General features: G+C 73.4%; 2 protein-coding genes. Both read left to right on the forward strand.

Going from position 1 to position 1,898, the window contains the following annotated elements:
- Positions 1-204 precede the first annotated feature (204 nt).
- Positions 205-1,005 (forward strand): Fpg/Nei family DNA glycosylase, encoded by an 801-nt coding sequence (locus AOK22_RS38950; protein ID WP_055703338.1) that lies wholly within the window; start codon positions 205-207, stop codon positions 1,003-1,005.
- Between the two features lie 89 nt (positions 1,006-1,094).
- Positions 1,095-1,871: an SDR family NAD(P)-dependent oxidoreductase gene (locus AOK22_RS38955; RefSeq protein WP_055703339.1), complete on the forward strand. Its 777-nt coding sequence runs from the start codon at positions 1,095-1,097 to the stop codon at positions 1,869-1,871.
- Positions 1,872-1,898 lie beyond the last annotated feature (27 nt).

Genomic DNA, 1,898 nt, shown 5'->3' on the forward strand with positions numbered 1-1,898 from the left:
CGCCTGCCCCGCACCACGCCCCGCCTTCGTCCGCCAACAGCCAGCCGCCAGCCCGCCAGCCAAGCGCCAGCCGACAACCAGCAACCGCGACCACCCCACCCACGTCCACCGACGACCGCAGACATCCACCGCCGTACACCGCCGTCCATCGCCGTACACCGGCATACCGCCCCAAGACGCCACCCCCATGCCACCCTGGACCCCATGCCCGAAGGAGACACCGTCCACCAGGCAGCCCGGCGCCTGCACACCGCCCTCGCCGGGAAGGACCTCGTCCGCTCGGATCTCCGCGTGCCCAAACTCGCGACGGTGGACCTCACCGGACGCACCGTGCTGGACGTGACCCCGCGCGGAAAGCACCTGCTCACCCGCATCGAGGGCGGCCTCACCCTGCACTCCCACCTCCGCATGGACGGCTCCTGGCGGGTGTACGCCCCCGACGAGCGCTGGCGCGGCGGCCCTGGGCACCAGATCCGGGCGATCCTCGGCACCGTCGACCGCACCGCCGTCGGCTACCGTCTGCCCATCCTCGAACTGCTCCGCACCACCGACGAGGACAGAGCCGTCGGCCACCTGGGCCCGGACCTGCTCGGCCCCGACTGGGACCCCGACACGGCTCTGCGCAATCTGCTGGCCGCCCCGGACCGCCCCCTCGGCGAGGCCCTCCTGGACCAGCGCAATCTCGCGGGCATCGGAAACATCTACAAGAGCGAGCTCTGCTTCGTGCTGCGCGCCACCCCCTGGATCCCCGTCGGCGAGCTCCCCGAGGAGACGGCCGCCCGCCTCCCCCTGCTCGCCCACAAGCTCCTGACGGCCAACCGCGACCGGCCCGCCCGCACCACCACCGGCCTCGCCCGCCCCGACCAGCGTCTCTTCGTCTACGGCCGGGCGCCCCGCCCCTGTCTGCGCTGCGGCACCCCCATCCGCACCGCCGAACAGGGCGACGGCTCGCGCAGCCGCCCCACCTACTGGTGCCCGACCTGCCAGCAGGGCCCGACCCCCTGACCCCACCGGGCACCCGTCCCGTACCCGTCCCGAAGCGCAACCCCACTCACTAGTTGACGCTCCGTCAGATCCAGTCGTACCGTCCCGCCATGCCCATCAAGGCGTACGACCTCACCGGACGCACCGCATTCGTCACCGGCGCCGCGAGCGGCATCGGCCGCGCGACGGCCCTGCTCCTCGCCGAGGCGGGCGCCACCGCGCACTGCGCCGACCGCGACGAGCAGGGCCTCCACGAGACCGCCACGCTCATCAAGTCGGCCGGCGGCACCGCCCGCGTCCACGCCCTCGACGTCAGCGACAGGGCCCAGGTCGAGCAGGCCGTCACGGCGGCAGCGGCGTCCGACGGCCGCCTCGACGTCATGGCCGCCATCGCGGGCGTCATGCACAACAGCCCGGTCCTGGAGACCCGCGACGAGGACCTCGACCGCGTCCTGAACATCAACTTCAAGGGTGTCCTGTACGCCTGCCAGGCCGCGGCCCGCACCATGATCGAGGCGGGCTCCGGGGGCAGCATCGTCACGATGGCATCGGGCGCCGTCGACACCGGCGGCCCCGGCCTGCTCTGCTACGGCGCGGCCAAGGCGGCCGTCGTCCAGCTCACCAAGACCCTGGCCACCGAGGTGGGCGCGCACGGCATCCGCGTCAACGCGGTGGCGCCGGGCTGGATCCGTACGCCGATGACGGACCGCCACGACAAGGAGGCGCAGGCCCACACCGAGGGCCTCATGGTGCGCATGGCGCCGCTGGGCCGCGTAGGGGAACCGGAGGACATCGCGCATGCCGTGCTGCACCTGGCGTCGGACGCCGCGTCCTTCACGACCGGCCAGATCCTCCGCCCGAACGGCGGCGTCGCCATGCCGTGGTGACCCACTTCCCGGCACCCCGCGCACGCA

The sequence above is a fragment of the Streptomyces silaceus genome, assembly GCF_001419745.1.
Classification (GTDB): Bacteria; Actinomycetota; Actinomycetes; order Streptomycetales; family Streptomycetaceae; genus Streptomyces; species Streptomyces silaceus.

Coding starts and splice junctions, on each gene's coding strand:
- AOK22_RS38950 (WP_055703338.1), top strand. CDS start 205: ATGCCCGAAGGAGACACCGTCCACCAGGCAGCCCGGCGCCTGCACACC.
- AOK22_RS38955 (WP_055703339.1), top strand. CDS start 1,095: ATGCCCATCAAGGCGTACGACCTCACCGGACGCACCGCATTCGTCACC.